15 protein-coding genes are annotated in these 15,841 nt (G+C 74.4%); 3 read left to right on the top strand and 12 right to left on the bottom strand.

Features of this window, described 5'->3' with window-relative positions; all coding sequences use genetic code 11:
• Positions 1-33: 33 nt before the first annotated feature.
• Positions 34-1,473, bottom strand: a complete 1,440-nt coding sequence (gene gndA / locus ACZ619_RS31355; protein WP_469606034.1) for an NADP-dependent phosphogluconate dehydrogenase — start codon at positions 1,471-1,473, stop codon at positions 34-36.
• A gap of 167 nt (positions 1,474-1,640) precedes the next feature.
• Here gndA and ACZ619_RS31350 point away from each other — a divergent pair, with 167 nt between their 5' ends.
• Complete coding sequence (locus ACZ619_RS31350; protein ID WP_469606031.1) at positions 1,641-2,279, top strand: M23 family metallopeptidase; 639 nt, start codon at positions 1,641-1,643, stop codon at positions 2,277-2,279.
• A gap of 46 nt (positions 2,280-2,325) precedes the next feature.
• On the top strand, positions 2,326-3,282 hold the full coding sequence (locus ACZ619_RS31345; protein WP_469606029.1) for a glycoside hydrolase family 26 protein: 957 nt from the start codon (positions 2,326-2,328) through the stop codon (positions 3,280-3,282).
• 22 nt (positions 3,283-3,304) lie between these two features.
• Here ACZ619_RS31345 and ACZ619_RS31340 read toward each other — a convergent pair whose 3' ends face one another.
• The 8 genes from ACZ619_RS31340 to ACZ619_RS31305 are packed head-to-tail and all read right to left on the bottom strand — an operon-like array spanning position 3,305 to position 11,546.
• Complete coding sequence (locus ACZ619_RS31340; protein WP_469606026.1) at positions 3,305-4,714, bottom strand: zinc ribbon domain-containing protein; 1,410 nt, start codon at positions 4,712-4,714, stop codon at positions 3,305-3,307.
• Positions 4,711-5,271, bottom strand: a complete 561-nt coding sequence (locus ACZ619_RS31335) for a phage tail protein (protein WP_469606023.1) — start codon at positions 5,269-5,271, stop codon at positions 4,711-4,713. The genes ACZ619_RS31340 and ACZ619_RS31335 overlap by 4 nt, the downstream gene beginning before the upstream one ends.
• 28 nt (positions 5,272-5,299) lie before the next feature.
• On the bottom strand, positions 5,300-7,261 hold the full coding sequence (locus tag ACZ619_RS31330; RefSeq protein ID WP_469606021.1) for a putative baseplate assembly protein: 1,962 nt from the start codon (positions 7,259-7,261) through the stop codon (positions 5,300-5,302).
• 6 nt (positions 7,262-7,267) lie between these two features.
• Complete coding sequence (locus ACZ619_RS31325) at positions 7,268-7,717, bottom strand: GPW/gp25 family protein (protein ID WP_469606019.1); 450 nt, start codon at positions 7,715-7,717, stop codon at positions 7,268-7,270.
• 40 nt (positions 7,718-7,757) lie between these two features.
• A complete protein-coding gene (locus tag ACZ619_RS31320; RefSeq protein ID WP_469606017.1) occupies positions 7,758-9,671 on the bottom strand; it encodes a VgrG-related protein in 1,914 nt (637 codons plus the stop codon).
• Positions 9,665-10,393, bottom strand: a complete 729-nt coding sequence (locus ACZ619_RS31315; protein WP_469606015.1) for a CIS tube protein — start codon at positions 10,391-10,393, stop codon at positions 9,665-9,667. Before ACZ619_RS31315 ends, ACZ619_RS31320 begins: the two co-directional genes overlap by 7 nt.
• Before the next feature lie 21 nt (positions 10,394-10,414).
• On the bottom strand, positions 10,415-10,837 hold the full coding sequence (locus ACZ619_RS31310) for a phage tail protein (protein WP_469606012.1): 423 nt from the start codon (positions 10,835-10,837) through the stop codon (positions 10,415-10,417).
• 34 nt (positions 10,838-10,871) lie between these two features.
• Positions 10,872-11,546 (bottom strand): hypothetical protein, encoded by a 675-nt coding sequence (locus tag ACZ619_RS31305; protein ID WP_469606010.1) that lies wholly within the window; start codon positions 11,544-11,546, stop codon positions 10,872-10,874.
• A gap of 643 nt (positions 11,547-12,189) precedes the next feature.
• Between ACZ619_RS31305 and ACZ619_RS31300 the strand changes: the two genes are divergently transcribed.
• The gene (locus ACZ619_RS31300; RefSeq protein WP_469606008.1) at positions 12,190-14,289 is read left to right on the top strand and encodes a DNA polymerase III subunit gamma/tau domain-containing protein; all 2,100 of its coding nucleotides are present in this window, start codon (positions 12,190-12,192) and stop codon (positions 14,287-14,289) included.
• Positions 14,290-14,732: 443 nt separating this feature from the next.
• Here the strand turns inward: ACZ619_RS31300 and ACZ619_RS31295 are convergent, their stop codons facing one another.
• The 3 genes from ACZ619_RS31295 to ACZ619_RS31285 are packed head-to-tail and all read right to left on the bottom strand — an operon-like array spanning position 14,733 to position 15,804.
• Positions 14,733-14,885 (bottom strand): DUF6760 family protein, encoded by a 153-nt coding sequence (locus tag ACZ619_RS31295; RefSeq protein ID WP_469606006.1) that lies wholly within the window; start codon positions 14,883-14,885, stop codon positions 14,733-14,735.
• Positions 14,882-15,361, bottom strand: coding sequence for a hypothetical protein (locus tag ACZ619_RS31290; protein ID WP_469606003.1), 480 nt, complete (start codon positions 15,359-15,361; stop codon positions 14,882-14,884). The genes ACZ619_RS31295 and ACZ619_RS31290 overlap by 4 nt, the downstream gene beginning before the upstream one ends.
• Entirely contained in the window at positions 15,361-15,804 is a 444-nt protein-coding gene (locus ACZ619_RS31285) for a phage tail protein (protein ID WP_469606000.1), read from the bottom strand. The genes ACZ619_RS31290 and ACZ619_RS31285 overlap by 1 nt, the downstream gene beginning before the upstream one ends.
• Positions 15,805-15,841: the final 37 nt, after the last annotated feature.

Below are 15,841 nucleotides of genomic sequence, written 5' to 3'. Positions count from 1 at the left end.
ACCACAGCACCGTGCCGGTCCGTCCCCGCGCGCCTAGAAGGACACCTCCGGCCGGCCGGACGCAGCCCACTGGGTGTGGAAGGTGCCTTCCCGGTCCGTCCGCCGGTAGGCGTGCGCGCCGAAGTAGTCGCGCTGGCCCTGGAGGAGGGCCGCCGGGAGGCGCGGCGCGCGGAGGGTGTCGTAGTGGGCGAGGGCCGCCGAGAACGCCGGGACCGGGATGCCGCGGCGGGCCGCCGACGCGACCGTCTCCCGCCAGGGGACCTGCGCGTCGGCGATCTCGCGCGCGAACTCGTCCTGGGCCAGCAGGCTGACGAGGCCGGGGTCGGCCCGGTAGGCCGCGCGGATGCGGTCGAGGAACGAGGCCCGGATGATGCAGCCGCCCCGCCAGATCCGGGCCACCGCGCCGAGGTCGATCTTCCAGCCGTACTCCGCGGCCGCGTCCTGGATCATCGTCCAGCCCTGGTCGTAGGCGATGACCTTCGACGCGTACAGGGCGTGCTCGACGCGGGAGGCGAACCGGTCGGCCTCGGTCGCGCTGAGCGGCGGGGTCGTGCCGCCCGGCAGCCCGGCGTACGCGGCGCGCAGTTCACGGCGTCCCGAGGCCGCGCGGGCGAACGTCGCCTGGGCGATCGTGGTGACCGGCGAGGAGAGGTCGAGCGCGGTCTGCACGGTCCAGCGCCCGGTGCCCTTCTGGCCGGCCGCGTCGGCGACGACGTCGACGAAGGGCGCGCCGGTGCCGGCGTCGGTGTGCGAGAGCACCTCCGCCGTGATCTCGATGAGGTAGGAGCCGAGCCGGCCGGCGTTCCACTGCCGGAAGACGTCCGCGATCTCGGCCGGCGTGTACCCGCCGACCTGGCGCAGCAGGTCGTACGCCTCGGCGATGAGCTGCATGTCGGCGTACTCGATGCCGTTGTGGACCATCTTCACGAAGTGCCCGGCGCCGTCGGCGCCGACGTGCGTGGCGCACGGCTCGCCGTCCACCTTCGCGCTGATGTCCTCGAACATCGGCCCGAGCACGGCGTACGACTCGGCGGAGCCGCCCGGCATGACGGACGGGCCTTCGAGCGCGCCCTCCTCGCCGCCGGAGACGCCGACGCCGACGAAGTGCAGCCCCTTCGCACGCAGCGCGGCCTCACGACGGCGGGTGTCGGCGAAGTGGGCGTTGCCGCCGTCGATGACGATGTCGCCGGGTTCGAGGAGCGGCACGAACTCGTCGATGACGGCGTCGGTGGCCGCGCCCGCCTGCACCATGATCATGATGCGGCGGGGGCGTTCCAGGACGGCGACGAACTCGGCCGCGGTCCCGGCGCCGACGAACGTGCCCTCCTGCCCGAACTCCTCGATCAGCGCACGGGTGCGGGCGGGGGTGCGGTTGTGGACGGCGACCGGGTAGCCGTGCCGGGCGAAGTTCCGGGCCAGGTTGCGGCCCATCACTCCGAGGCCGGTGACACCGATGGCTGCGGATGCGGTCACGGGGGGACTCCGTTCTGCGGACGAACGCTGTGCCCGGAGGTACGGGCCGGCGGTGGGCGTCCGTTCAGCCGGGCCCGGCACCGGCCGCCGGACCCGAACGGGCGAAAGTCGCGGCGACGGGCGTGTGGGGCCGCCCTCCGGCGAGCGGATCGTCCGAGGATCCGAAGATGCGAACGGATGATCCACGACTCCTGGGCGCCGCCCTCGTCCTGCTCCTGACCGGCGCGTTCCTCACCGTGCCCGGACGAGCCGTGGCCCACCCCCGCCCCGAGCGGTGCGCCTTCGGCACCCCGAGCACCCCGCCCTCCGAGCGGCGCGGCGCGGACACCTGGACCGCGCCCACCGTCCGCTACTGGCTCTCGGCGAGCTACTCCGCCAGGGGGCCCCGCTGGCGGCACCGGCACACCGGCCAGGACTTCGCGGTCGACACCGGTACTCCGGTGTACGCGGTCGGACCCGGCGTGGTGGTGACCGCGTCCTGCGGGGACGGCTTCGGCAACCAGGTCGTCCTGCGCCACCCGGACGGCTACTACACCCAGTACGCGCACCTGTCCGTCATCAACGTCCGCGCCGGCCGGCACGTCGTGACGGGCCAGCGGCTGGGCTCCGCCGGGTCGACGGGCAACGCCTCCGGGCCGCACCTCCACTTCGAGGTCCGCACCGGCCCCCACCCGGACTCGGCGGTACCGCCGCTGCCGTGGCTGCGACGGCACGGGGTCCGGGTCCAGGGCCCCGACGGTCCGGCGCTCACCCGGCCCGCCGCACCGGCACCGCCCGGGCCGCCCCTCGCACAAAGTTCGAAGTGACGCACACCGGGCACACCGGCGCCCGGCAGCGGCAAGACTGCACCCCATGGCTTGTCTGAGGCTCGTCCTCGTCACCGTGCTGGTCGCCCTCCTGCTGTTCCCCGTCTCCCGCCCGGAGACCCCGCGCCCGGCCGCGCCCGGACCCTTCGGGGCGTACGTCGGATACGGCGCGCAGGGCGTGCGGCGGGTGGCCGCGCTCGGGGACTGGCTCGGGCACGGCGAACCCCGGGTCGGGCACACCTACCTGCCCGGGGACGTGTGGCGGAACATCGAGGGCGCCCCGGACTTCGTACGGCTGTGGGCGCGCTGGCGGCGGGCCGGACCGGACCGGCTCCTCGTCCTGAACGTGCCGATGCTGGCGGGGACCGAGGACCACCTGCCCGACGCCGAGGTACGGCGCCGGCTCCGGCTCGGGGCGGCCGGGGCGTACGACGGCCACTTCCGGGCGCTGGCCCGGCGGCTGGTGGCGGTCGGCGCCCCGGACACCGTCGTCGTCCTCGGCTGGGAGATGAACGGGGTGACGTACACCCACCGCTGCGGGCCGGACCCGGCGGCCTGGAAGGCGTACTGGACGCGGATCGTGACGGCGATGCGGGCGGTGCGGGGACAGCGGTTCCGGTTCGACTTCGCGCCGAACCGGGGGCGGGACGCGATCCCCTGGACCGAGTGCTACCCCGGGGACCGGGTCGTGGACGTCATCGGCATGGACGCCTACGACTCCCCGCGCGGGACCTCCTTCGAGGAGCAGGTCACCGAGCCGTACGGGCTGGCGGCCCAGGTCGCGTTCGCCCGCGCGCACGGCAAGCCGGTCTCCTACCCCGAGTGGGGGCTGTACGAGAACGGGGACGACCCGGTGTACCTGCGCGGGATGCTGGAGTGGTTCGCGAGCAGCCGGCCGCTGTACCAGACGATCACGGACTACTGCCCGCACGGCGTGTGGGGCTGCCGGGGCAACCCCAGGTCGACGGCGGTCTACCGGGAGCTGATGGGAAGCCCCGGGTAGGGGCTTCCCCGGCGGCGCCCGGTCAGTCGGAGCTGGCGGTCGACGGGCCGAAGAACTCGATCTCGGCGATGGCCACCTGGGTGTCGGCCGAGGCCTGGTACGAGGACTCGATGGTGAAGCGGACGGACTCGACGTTCGCCGCGCGGAAGCCGCGGGACTGGCCGCCGAGCATCTGGTCGAGGGTCAGCTCGCGGTTCTCCGTCCTGCCGTCGGCCGTCTTGATCGTCACCTTGATCCGGTGCGGCAGGGCCGACTTCTTCAGCTGCTCGTTGTGGGTCGACTCGCCCGAGGTGATGATCACGTTCAGCAGGCGGGTCGGCTCGTCGAAGCGGGCCTCGATCCACTCGCCCTCGCCGCCCTGCGTCACACCGGGGCCCCACCAGGTGTTGTTCAGCTTGTCGAAGGCCAGGTCCGGCTTGTGGCCGGCGTACGAGCGGGACGCCTTGACGCTGTCCGGGGAGACCTGGGCGCGCTTGGCGAAGTGGTCGCGGGTGGCGCTGACCGCCTTCGGCGTGTTGACCGCGAGGACCGTGACCACGGTGAGGATCAGGGCGACGCCGATCCAGGTCAGGACGCGGTCGAAGGTGCGGCGCAGACGGGGGCGGTCGCCGGCCCAGGGGGTCTCCCTGCGGCGCCAGTCGAAGAGACGGCGCCACCAGGGGCGGTGGGCCGGGAGGGCGTCGGGGCCGTCGCCGGCCATGGGCATGGCGCAGCGGGTGCAGAAGTGGCGGTCGGTGCGGTTGGGGGTGGAGCACCAGGGGCAGGGGATGCCGCCGTGGGCGCCGAGGTCCTCGCCGGGGGCGCGGACGGTCTGGGGGCGCTGCGGGGTCGGGCGGCCGGGGAGGACCGGGGCGACCGAGGGCTGCGGGGTGGGGGCGGGCTCCGAGTCCTGCACGGGGACGAGCAGCCGGCGGGCCCGGTCGTGCGCGTCGTCGGGGGCGGACGTGGGGGTGGCCTGCCTGGTGGGAGTGGTGGGGGCTTCGGAGCTGAGCGGGTCCGTGCCGGCGAGCGGGGGCTGTTCGCGCAGGTCCCCGCGCCCCTGGAGGGTCGCTGCCGTGGCCGCCGCCTGCACGTCCTCGTGTTCCTGGCGGGGCGCCGTCGCCGCCGTGCCCAGCGGGGTGCGGGGGAGGCCGACGCTGCCGTCCCGGCCCGCGAAGGCGTCCCAGGCCGGCGGCGGGGTCGGGGCCGGGGTCGGCGTGGGGACCGGGGCCGGGGCCGGGGTCGGCGTGGGGACCGGGGCCGGGGTCGGGGTCGGCGTGGGGGCCGGGCCGGGCATCGGCGTCGGCGTCGGGGTCGGCGTCGGGGTCGGCTCGGGGGCGGACGCGGTGTTGGCTCTGCTGGCCCAGCTCAGGACCCCTCCGCAGGCTTCGCAGAAGGACTGGCCCGGTTCGGCGACCGTGCCGCACTCCGTGCAGTTCCGGTTGGTCGTCATCGCTGGGGGGTCCTTTCGGCGGACGCGGTCACCTGGACCGTGTAAGGCATGTGAGCGGGGCGGGCGGCGGCCACGAGGTGTTCCAGACGGACCTCGTCGGCGGGGGTGGGAGCGGGGAGCGCGAGGTGGACGTGCAGGTGCGGGCGCGGAGTGCCGGGGAAGGCGCCGAGCGGACGCGCGGTCCAGCTGGCGCCGCCGCTCTCCGTGATCTCCGGTGTCACGCCGAAGGCCAGCCGGACCGTCTCCGACAGGCCGAGGCGGGTGCCCCGGATGCGGTGCAGGTAGGCCGCCGCCGCGACGGCGGCCCGGAGCAGCGGTTCCGCTTCCGTGCCGTCCGTCTCCGCGCCGACCCAGGTGCCCAGCCACTCCGCGAAGTCCAGCGGGGCCAGGGCCGGGTCGAAGTAACTGGGCAGGCAGTCCAGGACGTTCGGGATCGGGGCGATCACGTCGTCCAGGCCGGCGACGAAACGCAGCGCGAGATCGTCGTCGGCGAAGACCGCCGGGAGCATCGGGGCGATGGGGACGGAGGAGCCCAGCCCGTCGATCGAGCCTCTCAACGGACGTCTCCTGTCACAGGGGCGGGTCTCATTCGCCGATCACCCGGACCCGGTGGTCGTAGGAGAAGACCAGCGACGGGGCCTCCAGGTCGATGCGGTCCGTCGGGTCGCCGCGCTTGCCGGTGAGGGGGTCGGCGGGGTGCAGGATCACCTCGTCGACGAGCTCGACGCCGGGCACGCGCTGGAGCACCGCGAAGACCTCGCCGGACTGCACCGGGCGCCCGAACGGCCAGCCTTTGCCGTCCGCGCCGCCGGTCAGCGGGTCCAGGTGGCGGTAGAGGGCGTCGTGGGCCTGGCGGCGGACCCGGTCGACGTCCACCCCGCGGAAGGCGTGCACGGTGGCGACGACGGTGACGCCCTGGTAGAAGGGCGGTCCGACGGCCAGCCGGGTGCCGATCAGACGGCGCTCGTCCAGGTAGCGGGTGATCCGGTCCAGCAGGGCGTCACCGGGCACCAGCTGCTCGAAGCGGAGCCGGCCGCCGGGGTCGGCGACGGCCTGGGGCACCACCAGCACCCTTACCGCGTACGCCCCGTGCTCGCCCTCCTCGCCCTCCAGGCAGGTGATGCGGGCGGTCTCCGGGGCCGCGCGGCGGGCGAGTTCCTCGTAGTCGCGCAGGGTCACGGCCCGCTCCTGGGCGCGCAGCGTGATCGGGGCGCGGACCTTGGCCTCGGCGACCGTCTCGCCGTCCACTCCGCCGCGCGCGGCCTCGCGGTTGACGACCTCCGCGACGTACGGGATGGAGGAGCGCAGGATCTGTACGGCGCCGCGCGCCACGTTGCCCTCGCGGCCGCCGCCGGTGCGGTAGCGGCGGGCGCGGATGACCGCGCCCTTCGGGGCCACCGCGCCGTACTGGCGCAGCGAGCCGTCCGGTTCGCGCACCGCGGGGCCGAAGGCGATCTCGCCGGTGGTCGCGTCGAGGGTGATGTGCCGGTCGGCCGGTCCGGAGGCCCCGAAGTGCGGGACGACCTGCCAGTCCAGCCAGCCGGCCTCGCCGTCGTGCTCGGCGGTCTGGAGCAGCAGCGGCGGGGTGTCGCCGACGACCGGGTAGTGCGCCAGCCGCAGCCGCTGGCCGGGCAGGCCGGTGGACTCGCCGAGCGCCTCGTCCTCGACGGTCTCCGCGTGCACCGTCGCCGTGGTGCCGCCGACCGTGCAGGCCTCGACGAACCGGATGGTCGGCGAGGTGGTGTAGAAGGGCTGGTCGTTGTGCGGCTCGACGACCCGGCAGCGCAGCCAGCTCGCCTCCAGGCCGCCGTTGCGCGACAGCACATGGCCGCCGGGCACGTGCAGCACGACCTCGCCGGGGCGGTTGAGGCCACCGGTGCCGTCCCGGTCGACCTCGCACTCCTTCCAGCCGTCCTCCGTCCACGCCTCCCACACCAGCGGCGGCTGCCGCGGGTCCACGCCGACACCGTCGACCCGGCTGTCCAGGTCGAGGGCGACCGCGCAGTGCGGGACGGCCGCGGACAGGCCCAGCAGCATGCAGTCGCCCGGGTTCGGGGACTCGGTGAAGCAGAGCAGGTCCTTGCCCTCGGCGAGCTCGTGGGTGAGGTCGACGACGGCCGAGCCCTCCTGCTGCCGGAGCAGGTGCCGCAACTCGCTCGGCACGATGGTCAGTTCGCGCTCGGTCGCGAAGACCACCGCCTCCTGCGTCTCGGTGCGGCGGGTCGCCACCTCCGTGCCGACGGGCACCGGCACCGGTTCCTCCTGGGCCGCCGACAGCCAGAGGGTCACCTCCGTGCGGGCCGCCGACGGCGGGAACAGCGTGATGCCGACCAGGTCCAGGAAGGCCAGGTGGTTCTTCTCCGGGACCCGGTTGAGCCGGTACACGATCTGGTCGGCCATGTGCGCGACCGTCTCCACGAGCGTGATGCCGGGGTCGGAGACGTTGTGGTCGGTCCACTCCGGGGCGCGCTGCTGGATGTAACGCTTGGCGTCGTCGACGAACTGCTGGAAGCGTCGGTCGTCGAGGTTCGGGGAGGGCAGGGCCATCGGGGATCAGCGGTCGCTTTCCGAGGAGTCCGGGAAGTCCGGGGAGGAGGGCAGGTCCGGCTCGTCGTGGGAGGGGATGACGTAGAACGGGAAGACCAGGCTGCGCGGGTTGTTGGTGCCGCGGATCGAGTAACGCACGTCGATCATCAGCACGCTGGGGTCGGCGCCGGTGGTGACCTCGACGTCCTCGACCTCGATGCGCGGCTCCCAGCGGTCGAGGCTGACGTGCACCTCGTGCTGGATGCGGCCGGCGGTCTGCTCGTTGACCGGGGCGAAGACCAGGTCGTGGATGGCGCAGCCGAACTCGGGCCGCATCGGCCGTTCGCCGGGGGCGGTGGACAGGACGAGACGGATCGCCTCCTCCACCTCCTTCTCCCCGCTGACCAGGGCGATGCCGCCGGTGGGGCCGATCCGCAGCGGGAACGACCAGCCGGATCCCACGAATTGTTCTGCCATCAGACCCGCACCCGCCTCTCGGGGAAGACCTCGTGCCCGCTCACGCCGGTATCACCATCACGGTCAGGCCGGCCATGGTCAGGTTGCCGAGCACCGGCACCTGGGGCGCCGTGATCGCCACGGTGGCCAGGGAGCCCAGCGCCAGCGGGCCGTTGGCCCGCAGCGACGCGGCGCCGGTCGCCATCATGTTCAGCGCGGCCGCGTTCACCGAGACGACGCCCGCGGGGGACTTGATGTCGACGAGTTCCGCGCTCTGGATGGACAGCGGTCCCCCGCTCCGGAGACTGAGCGCGCCCCCCGCCTTCAGGGACAGGTTGGCGCCGGCCTCGACCGACACCGACCTGGTGCCCTTGATGGAGACGGTGCCCTTGCTGTCCACGGTGACCTCGGTCTTCTGCCGGTCCAGGAAGACGGTGAGCTTGTCGTCGCCGCTGGCCAGCCGGACGCCCTGTTTGCCGGTCCGCATGTCGAGCAGGTCCATGCGGTTGCCGACGCGGTCGGAGATCGTGTGCCGGGTGGCCCGGCCGCGCATGCCGTCGTGCAGCGGCACGTCCTTGACCCTGGTCGGCTTGTCCTTGCCGTTGTAGAGGCCGCCGATGACGTACGCGTGGTCCAGGGCGCCCCGGTCGAAGGCGACCAGCACCTCGTCCCCGACGTCCATCGGGAAGACCCCGCCGCCGCGGACACCGCCCATCTGCACGGTCCGCGTCCAGTCGCTGACGTAGGTGTCGTCCAGCCACGGGAACTTGAGCTTCACCCGGCCCTGCTGGAGCGGGTCCTGCACGTCGGTGACCAGCGCCTGGGACACGCTCAGCTGCCGGTCGGCGCCGGCCTCCCCGCTGCCGCCCGAGGCCACCCCGTACAGCGAGCGCCACTGCCGGCCGCTGACCGTCACCCAGGTCTCGTAGTGCTTGGCGTCGGCGAAGACGTGCCGGACCGAGGTGACCGTGTACTTGCCCTCGAAGGGGTCGCCGACGTCCGAGAGCGCCACCGGGACGCCCGGCCGCAGCTGCGGGTTGCCGCGCACGACGACCTCGACCTCGGCGAACCCGGACGACACGTCGGTGGAGAGGGCGTCGGCCGCGAACTTGACCTCGGACTGCTTGTCGTAGGGGGTGCGGGTCTCGACCAGCTTGGCCGCCGGGAACTTGCCGTACGCCTCGCTCGGGGTGGTCCCGATGCTGTACGCCTTCTTGTCGCTGCCGACCGTCGACGTCGCGGTGAGCGTCTTCTTCGTCGTCACGTCCCAGCCGCGGGACTCCACCTTGGCGACCTGGTCGGCGGCGGTGACCGCGGTGCGCAGCCGCAGGATGTCGTGGCCTGCCTCCAGGACGAAGGGGCTCTTGTCGCCGTCCGTGCTCGGCGGCGGCGCCCCGGAGGCGTCCTTCGGGTTGACGAACTGGAACTTGCCCTTCGCGTCGACGGACATCACCATCTCGTTCTCGTCCGCGAGCCTGGCCAGGAACTCCCAGTCGGTGACGTTGCTCTGGCTGATGAACTCGTAGACGGTCTTCGTCGAGTCGATCCGCCCGATCGGCACCCCGTCCTGACCCGCCAGCTTGCGGGCGATGTCGGAGGCGGTCTGGTTGCGGTACGCGACGATCCGGCGCTGGCGCATCAGCCGGAAGCCGTTGTCGTAGCCGCGGACCACCACATAGCTGCCGGTGCCGTCGTACTCGGCCTCCATCGCGGTGACCTCGCCGGTCAGCAGAGGCCCCGCGGTGTTCTCGCCGTCGGACATCGGGGTGAGCACCACCGGGCTGCCGAACTTGACACCCAGCTTGCCGAGCAGCTTGCGGTCCTTGTCGCGGAAGGTCAGCTGGAAGGCGGCGGGCACCCCGACACCCTGGTCGACATGGGCCTCGACCAGGGCGGAGGCGAACTCCGACTTGGAGTCCAGCTCCTTCCCGTTGACGGAGACCTTGATGATGTTCGAGTAGGCGTACTTCACCATGAGTGCCGCACCTCCTCGGCGGCGGGCAGCACCAGTTCCGTACCGGTGGGCAGGTGGTTCGGGTCGTCGATCCCGTTCGCGTCGGCGATCGTCCGCCAGGCCGACGCGTCGCCGTACTCGCGCCAGGCCAGCGCCTGGAGCGAGTCCCCGGCGACGACCCGGTGCACGCGCTGCGCGGTGAGGGCGCCCGAGGTCGGGTTCTGCCCCGGCGTCTTGGTCGGGATCTCCTGGAGTTGCAGACTGCACGTGGCCCGGATCGGCACCCCGCTGGTCCCGAACAGGGTGTAGGAGGCGTCGACGGAGGCGACGTACGCCGTGAACCGGGCCGTCGAGAAGGAACCCCACTCGAAGACCACCCACGGCGGCGACGGCCGCTTGTTCGCGATGCTCATGCTGGTGACCTCGCAGCAGGTCATCAGCGACTCGACCTTCTTCAGGACCGAGTTGGAGGTGGGCTCGTCGGACGAGTCCAGGAAGATCTCCACGCCCATGTGCCGCGGGTGCGCGCCGAGGAACTCCGGGAGCGGGCCGTCGCGTTCGATGGGCGCGTAGGACGACTTCCAGTCGGCGCGGCGGCCGATGCTGAGCTGCGCCGGGTTGAAGTCGAAGCTGAAGGACTTGATGAGAGCGCCGGGCGTGCGGCTGCCGCTCGGCGGGGGCTGGTGGATCTCCAGGGTGGCGCGCACGAGGCTCTTGCCGGCGCCCCGGCTGCTACTGGCCATCTGTCTGGGCTCTCGTCTCTCTCAGTCCGTGAATCCGTGGTGGGTGATCTCCAGGACCTCGGTGGCCACGGACGGGCTGGCCGGGTCGAGTGAGGGGCCCTGCCAGCTCACGGGCAGCACGTCGAGGAGGCCCCAGCGGGCGACCTCGGAGCCGTCGGCGCGGAGGGCGGTGATCTGCGCGGTGGGTCGCTTGATCCCGGTCTGCACGGAGGAGATCCACTTCGCGACCTTGCCGGTGTCCGGGGTCAGCGGCCGCGTCAGGCGGATGTTGGAGAAGGTGACACGGGTGGGCAGCTGCCACACGAAGCCGTTGTTGCCGCCCTCCTGCCGCCGCTCGATCTCCACCTGCGACGACAGCCCCTCGCACCCGTTGAAGTAACCGAGGCTCTCACCGTCGATCGAGAGGCTGAACCAGATCGTGGTTCCCGGGTCCTGGCGAGCCATCGGAGGCCTTTCTGTGGAGGGGGGTGGGCGGGGTTCAGGGACGGAAGTCGCGGAGCTTTCCGACGCGTTCGCGGTCGCGGCGCAGTTCCGTGCGCACGTGCCGGGTCACCCGGTCGATGATCCGGTGGACGAGCGCGTCGACCTGGAACTCGGTGAGGTCCCGCGGGTCGAACCCGCCGTCCGCGATCGCCTGGTACCCCGGCGGCGGGGCGTCCTGGGCGGTGGCGGCGGCGTACGTGGGCGGTGGCGGCGGGGGCGGCGGCGGAGGCGGTGTCTCGGACCTGGTGACGGGCGCCGGGGGGAGGACCGGGGTCCCGCCGGAATCGGCGCTCTTCTTCAGGGACTTGGTGCCACCGGCGGCGGTCGGGAGGGACAGCGGCGTGGAGAGCGCATCGCGCTGCACGGTGGGGAGGTTCAGCGGGGCCACGGGGAGCGGGGTGGCCGCGGAGTAGGCCGTGGTGGCGGGGCGCAGGGCCACGGGCGCGGACTTCACGGCCCGCTGCACGGGCAGCGCGGAGAACACCGGAGCCGCCTGCGGCACCGGGGGCGCGGCGGGCAGCGGGAAGGACGGCGGCAGGGGCGGGGCCGCCTGGGGGGCGGAGGTGAACTGCCCGGCGGCGGGCGGCAGTACGGGGGGTGCAGCGGGCGGAACGGAGGGGGAGACGGCGGACGGCGCACGGCCGCCCCCTGTCGCGGGCGGAACGGTCATGGGTGCTCCGAGACCGAGGCGGGGTGGGGTGTTGGCGGCGGGCGTGGACGCGGGAGTCGACGTGGGCGAGGACGGGGCGGACGGGCCGGACGGGCCGGACGGGCCGGACGGGGGCGCAACGGACCGCTGCACGGACGCGGTGGGCGACGCCGGTCCCTGCCCCTGCGCACGCTGCCGCGCTGCCGGGACGTCCGCCGCGGAACCGGCCGGGGACACCGGCTTCCCGGCCGCCCGCCGCTGCACGGACGGCGGCATGGCGACGGGGGCGCCGAGCCCCGGGCGGGGTGCGGCGGGGGCGGCGCCGCTCGCCGCGCGCTGGACCGGAGCGGCGGGGGCCCCGGGGGCGGCGGGTGCGGCTCCCTCGGCAGCACGCTGGACGGGCGCCGTGGGAACGGCGGGAGTCGTGCCCTCGGCCGCGCGCTGAACAGGCGCGACGGGGGCCGCGGAAGCGGTGCTCTTCGCGGCCCGCTGGACGGGAGCCACCGGAGGGGCGGGTGCGGCGGGTGCCGTGCCCTCGGCAGCACGCTGGACGGGCGCCGTGGGAACGGCGGGAGTCGTGCCCTCGGCCGTACGCCGGACCGGAGCGGCGGGAGCCGTGCCCTCGGCCGCGCGCTGAACAGGCGCGACGGGGGCGGCGGAAGGGGTGCTCTTCGCGGCCCGCTGGACGGGCGGGGTGGCGGACGGGCGCGGGGCCGACGTGGCGCCCGGTGCGCCCTGGCCGGGCTCGCGCGGCGGCTTCGCCGCGTCCGGTACGGCGGTGGGCGCGGCCCCGGTTGCCGGTGCCGGCGCCGGGGACGCCGTCTCCCGTACACCGGTTACGCCGGTGTCGACGGCGGCCGGGCTCTCCGTCGCCCTCCGCTGCACGGGAGGCCGCGGCTCCGGGCCACCGCTCGCGGAGGAGGCGGGTCGGACCGGGGGCGGGGTACCGGCGGGACCGGCGGCCGTCCTGCGCTGCACCGGCGTCGCCGGGGAAGCCGGAGCGGCCGGAGAGGCCGGAGAGACCGGAGAGGCCGGAGAGACCGGGGCGGCCGAGGAGCCGCTCACGGTCCGCCGCTGGACGGGCTGGACGGGCTGGACGGGCTGGACGGGCTGGACAGGCTGGACAGGCTGGACAGGCTGGACGGGCTGGACAGGAACGGGAGCGGACGTGGGCGCGGGCGTCGGCGCGGAAGCCTGGGCCTCGGAGGAGCCGCCGACGCTCGGAGACGCGGCGGAAGCTGAAGGCGCTGAGGACGCTGAGGGCGCGGAGGGTGCGGAGGGCGCCGTAGGTGTTGCCGGGGAGGCCGGTGTGCCGCTGCCGCTGCCGCTGCCGCTGCCGCCTGGAGCATCGCTCGTGGTCCGGCGCTGGACGGGGGCGGGACCGGAAGCAGGGGCGGGACCGGTGGCGGGAGCTTCGGGAGAGCCGCCCGCAGCGGAGGGTGCGGGAGGCGCCGTGGGCGTCGCCGAGGAGCTCTCCGTGCGGTTGCCCGAAGCGCCGCCCGCGGTCCGCCGCTGCACAGGGGCGGCGGGCGCCGCGGGGGAGGTCCGGGTGTGGGCGGCCGAGGTGCCGCTCGCCGTCTTCCGCTGGACGGGAGCGGAAGCGGGAGTCCCAAAGGAGGAGCCGCCGGCCGGAGCGGAGGGCGGCGTGGGCACGGGCGCGGAAGAAGGGGTCGCAGGGCCGGTGGCCGCGGACGGCTTCGGCGCCGGTGCCGTACCGCCGCCGGAACCCTTCACGGGCGGAGCCTGCGTCCCCGGACGGACCGCCGGACCGTCCGCGGACGCGGATCGCTGTACGACGGCGGGCGCGGGAGCGGAGCCGCGGCCGGGGTCCACACCCTGGACCGCGCGCGGAGCCGCACCGGACGCGGGGCCGCCGTCGCCACCCGTGCCGGACCGGCCCCCGCTCACGTCCGCCGGTGCCGACGTCACGGCCCCGGTCGCCGCGGTCCCGCTCCCCGCTCGGTCACCCTCGCCGGAGGGCGGCGTCGCCGTGCTCTCGCCGGCCAGGGTCCTGGGCGCCGACGGGAGCGTGCGGCGTTGCACGGCCGTCGCCGGGGTGTTGGCCGGCGCATGCGTCAGCGCGCTGCGGCGAGGCGCGACCGGAGGCGCCGGCGCGACCCGGGGGCCGGTGGCCGGAGCCGGTGCGGAGGGGGCGGGCTGGGGCGACCACGCCAGCGGTACCGCGGCCGGTCGCGAAACCGGAGCCGGTGCCGGGGAGGCGGTCGCGGAGGTGGCCGTCCGCTGGACGGCGGACGGCGCCGCCCCCTGCGAACCGGCCGGGGCGGACGGCGGGGACACCGGCGCGCCGCCCGTGCCCCGTACCGCACCGGCGCCACCGGAACCGGCCGTCCGAGCCGCGCCCGCACCGCGCCGCCCGCCCAGCGAGACCCGCTGCACGGGCGGTACCGGCGAACCCGTGGACGCCGTCCCCGGACCCGCCGTCCCGGCCGGAGCCGACGGAACACCCGGCGCGGCGGGGCCGGAAGCAACCGGACCCCCGGTCCCGGAGGTACCCGACGCGGCCGGACCCACGGACCCGGGGGCGCCGGGAGCGGCGGAACCGGCCGGTGCGGCCGGGCTCCCGGGCCCGGTTGCCCCCGGCGCCGAAGGACCGCCGGACGCGGCCGAACTCCTGGACACCGTGGGGCCGGACGCCGTGGGGCCGGACGCGGCCGTGCCGCCCCGTGCCGTGGGGCCCGGCGTCCCCGCCGGGCCTCCCACGGGCAGCGCGCGCAGCTGGACCAGGGGAACCTTCGGGCCCTGACCGCCCGTCGGAGCCCCTGGAAACGCCGGGCCGGACAGGCCGGCCGGGCCCGCCGGGGTCACCGGACCCGCCAACGGGAGGGAACCCGCCGGGCGTTCGAGGCCGGACACGGCCCCCGCGCCCGTCATGCCCGTGATGCCGCCGCCGGTCAGGCCCGCGCTCGACGCGCCGTCCAGCACGGCGTGCGAGCGCGTGCCCATGAAGGACGGGTTCTGCCAGGTAGGCAGCCGTCCGGCGAAGCCGTGGTCCGCGACCGGTCCGCCCGTGGCCAGCGCACGCTGGATCGGCGGCAGCCCGGTCCAGGCAGCCGCCACCACGGGACGCGGCGCCTCGGCGGCCGCCCCGGCGGAGACCTCGGCGGAAGCGGAGGCGGAGGCCTCGGCCCCCGCCCCGGTCTCCGGTCCGCGGCCCCGTCCTCGTACCCGATCCCACAGACCCACCGATCAGCCCTCCGCTCTGGTCACCAGAGAGGCGATCTCGGTCGTGAAGCGGCGGCGGTCCGCGTGCTCCAGGTCCAGGATGTCCTCCAGGCTCCAGTGGAAGTGGTAGGCGACGTACGCGATCTCCTCGTGCAGCCGGTCGGTCGCGTACGTCACGATTCCCCCAGGCGGCTCCCGCCGAGTTCCACCTCGAAGGGCTCCGAGCAGTGCGGGCAGTTGACCGCGGCCCGGGTGTGGCCCTCCGCGTTGATCTGGCGGTAGAAGTCCTGAAGGAACGCCAGGTCGGAGGCGAACATGTTCTCCACGATGCCGTCGTGGATGAGGGGGAGCGTGCCGAGCCGGGTGATGACCCGGCCCAGCAGCACCACCGACAGGAACGCGGGGTTCTCCTGCACCCGCACGTCCCGCAGCGGGATCAGCTCGTCCCGCGCCGTCGACAGCCGCATGACACCGTCGCGGTGGACGGTGCCCTGCTCGTCGACGTAACCGCGAGGAAGCTGGAACGGGAACTCCGTGCGCAGCACCTCGCGGGGCGCCTCCTGCTGCGGGGGCGCCGCCGTCACCTCGGGCGCGAGCGGCGCGCCGAGGCTCACGGCCGCGCCGCCCGCTCCCCTGCCGGCCGAACGCCTCATTACTCGATGACCAGTTCTTCGAACGTGATGGTCACGGACTCGGTCAGCGCGGCCGCCTCGCCCGCCTTGACCGTGCTCGTGTCGATCTTGCTGCACCAGGCGTTGCGCAGGTTGTAGCGCTTCACCGGGGTGTTCTGGAAGTCCATCATGATGATGGTGGCGTTCTTGCGGGCCGTGGTCATCTGGCCGTTGATCGACTCGTTGATCCACTGGGTGAAGGACGACGACTGGGTCATACCGCGCACGACCGTGCAGGTGCCGTTCTTCTTCACGCCCGGCAGGTTGCGGACGTGGTTCTTCCCGTCCGGCGTGTTCTGCTGGTAGGTGATGACGTCCTGCTCCATCGACAGGCCGCTGACCTCGGCGAGGTACTCGACCATCACGCCGTCGATCTGCAGGCCGAAATTATGTGATGTGAGGGCGTCACCCGGCTGGAGACTCATCTGTTACTGCCCGTTCTGCTCAAAATGCCTGACATAC

This window comes from Streptomyces sp. NPDC104367 (assembly GCF_055583825.1).
The sequence above is the reverse complement of the archived record's forward strand: the minus strand, read 5'-3'. Positions and strand labels throughout refer to the sequence as shown.

Excerpts from the sequence above, each read along its gene's own strand:
- ACZ619_RS31310 (WP_469606012.1), bottom strand. The coding sequence starts at position 10,837 with ATGGCTCGCCAGGACCCGGGAACCACGATCTGGTTCAGCCTCTCGATC.
- ACZ619_RS31340 (WP_469606026.1), bottom strand. The coding sequence starts at position 4,714 with ATGACGACCAACCGGAACTGCACGGAGTGCGGCACGGTCGCCGAACCG.
- ACZ619_RS31320 (WP_469606017.1), bottom strand. The coding sequence starts at position 9,671 with ATGGTGAAGTACGCCTACTCGAACATCATCAAGGTCTCCGTCAACGGG.
- ACZ619_RS31305 (WP_469606010.1), bottom strand. The coding sequence starts at position 11,546 with ATGACCGTTCCGCCCGCGACAGGGGGCGGCCGTGCGCCGTCCGCCGTC.
- ACZ619_RS31285 (WP_469606000.1), bottom strand. The coding sequence starts at position 15,804 with ATGAGTCTCCAGCCGGGTGACGCCCTCACATCACATAATTTCGGCCTG.
- ACZ619_RS31315 (WP_469606015.1), bottom strand. The coding sequence starts at position 10,393 with ATGGCCAGTAGCAGCCGGGGCGCCGGCAAGAGCCTCGTGCGCGCCACC.
- ACZ619_RS31345 (WP_469606029.1), top strand. The coding sequence starts at position 2,326 with ATGGCTTGTCTGAGGCTCGTCCTCGTCACCGTGCTGGTCGCCCTCCTG.
- ACZ619_RS31290 (WP_469606003.1), bottom strand. The coding sequence starts at position 15,361 with ATGAGGCGTTCGGCCGGCAGGGGAGCGGGCGGCGCGGCCGTGAGCCTC.
- ACZ619_RS31330 (WP_469606021.1), bottom strand. The coding sequence starts at position 7,261 with ATGGCCCTGCCCTCCCCGAACCTCGACGACCGACGCTTCCAGCAGTTC.
- ACZ619_RS31325 (WP_469606019.1), bottom strand. The coding sequence starts at position 7,717 with ATGGCAGAACAATTCGTGGGATCCGGCTGGTCGTTCCCGCTGCGGATC.
- ACZ619_RS31350 (WP_469606031.1), top strand. The coding sequence starts at position 1,641 with ATGCGAACGGATGATCCACGACTCCTGGGCGCCGCCCTCGTCCTGCTC.